Here is a 1485-nt window from a genome sequence, read left to right on the forward strand (position 1 = left end):
CCGGCCCTATACTCCCGACAGCACGTACGGGCTCTTCCTTGTCCTTGTTGCGCTGCAGGTGATAACCCTGGGCAAGACACCGTTCGGTGAAGTCCGGCGCACGTGGCTTGTCATCATCGCGGGGATCGGTGCCGGGATCCTGGGAATGACGGCCTGCTTCATTCCCGGTGCCCTCTCCGGTGTCATCCATGATCTTGTCGGGGCGCTCCTTTTCGTTGGCGGTATCGCGCTCCTCCTCCAGCTGGTCCTCTCGAAAGAGAAAGCCGTGTTATGGGTCCGGGTCCCGGGAATCCTCCGGCACCTCACGGTTGCCTGTGCTCTTGTCTATTCGCTCACGGCTCTGCTGGGCCTTGTCACGCTCCTGCCCGGTCTTGTTGACGATTCCGTTACATCCGTTCTCCTCATCATGTCCGGCCTTGGCCTGTTTTACCTTGCGTGGAGCATCCAGAAGACCTCCGCTCTGTACACTCCGCAGGCAACGCAGCCTGCCGTACCACTCCCGCAGGGTTCCATGGACGTGCCGTTTTTCTTCCGCGATGCCCCCCTCTCGTTTACGATCGCGCTCCTCCTCTTCCTGGGGGTCCTCTTATCGCTCCTTGCCGTGCTCCTTGTGCCGGTGAACCTCGGCATCATCCCGTTCTCGCCGGACGGCCAGCTCGGGCTTTTGATCGTCATCATGGCCATCCAGTTCCTTGCCATGGGCGAGACCCCGGTCGGCCAGTTCCGGCGTACGTGGCTGATCCTTCTTTTTGGCCTGCTCTTCGTGATGCTTGGCGCGATTGCGAGCATTGTGCCGGGAGTGCTGACCCCCATTCTCGTGGTCATCCTTGCCACCCTCAACATTCTTGGCGGTATTGTGCCGCTCACGCTGCGGTTCCTCCCCATGCTGCAGGCCATGCGGAATCCCCCGGCCCAGCCGGCAGCGATCCCGGCCCCGCTCAAAAAAATGCTTATCACCCAGACCGTGCTCAACATCGTGGGACTCCTCTTCGGCCTCTCGATGCTCCTCCCCGGGCTCATCCCCGGCATGGTTGTCGCTGTCATCCTCTTTGCGAATGGCGGACTGCTCTTCCTGCTGGCCTATATCCTCTCCACGCTGCCGGCAGCGGAGTGAACTTTTTTTGACCCGGCAGGCAGATCCTTTAAACCAGTTCACCCTGCACGGAACCTGCATGGGGGGGTCGGGCGGTGTACTTCTTTTGTGTGAGGCCCACCCCTCCCGGCTTTTGATATGGCGGGTATGAGTATGTTTTTTTTACGTGTGAATCCGGAAAATTTCGGTTGTTTCCTGCACCAAAATCCCTGAAGGCGGGCGTCTCCCGGCCACAAATACACCGCCCCCCCCCCCCTTCACACCCGGGGGTTTTCCAGAAATTCAGGTGGGTTAACGCACCAAAATGCATGTGTAATGCGGGTGGCAGGGTGAGGGGGGCCGGGGGGTGTACAAAAATTTTGAGGACAAAAAAGAGGGCGTCATACACTAAA

The 1485-nt window shown here is 59.5% G+C and carries 1 protein-coding gene; it reads left to right on the forward strand.

Annotated features, from left to right (window positions below; genetic code table 11):
* On the forward strand, positions 1–1114 hold a 1114-nt coding region (locus CW742_RS12775; RefSeq protein WP_292420954.1), incomplete at its 5' end, for a hypothetical protein.
* Positions 1115–1485 lie beyond the last annotated feature (371 nt).

It is taken from the genome of Methanoregula sp. (genome assembly GCF_002835825.1).
Classification (GTDB): Archaea; Halobacteriota; Methanomicrobia; order Methanomicrobiales; family Methanospirillaceae; genus Methanoregula.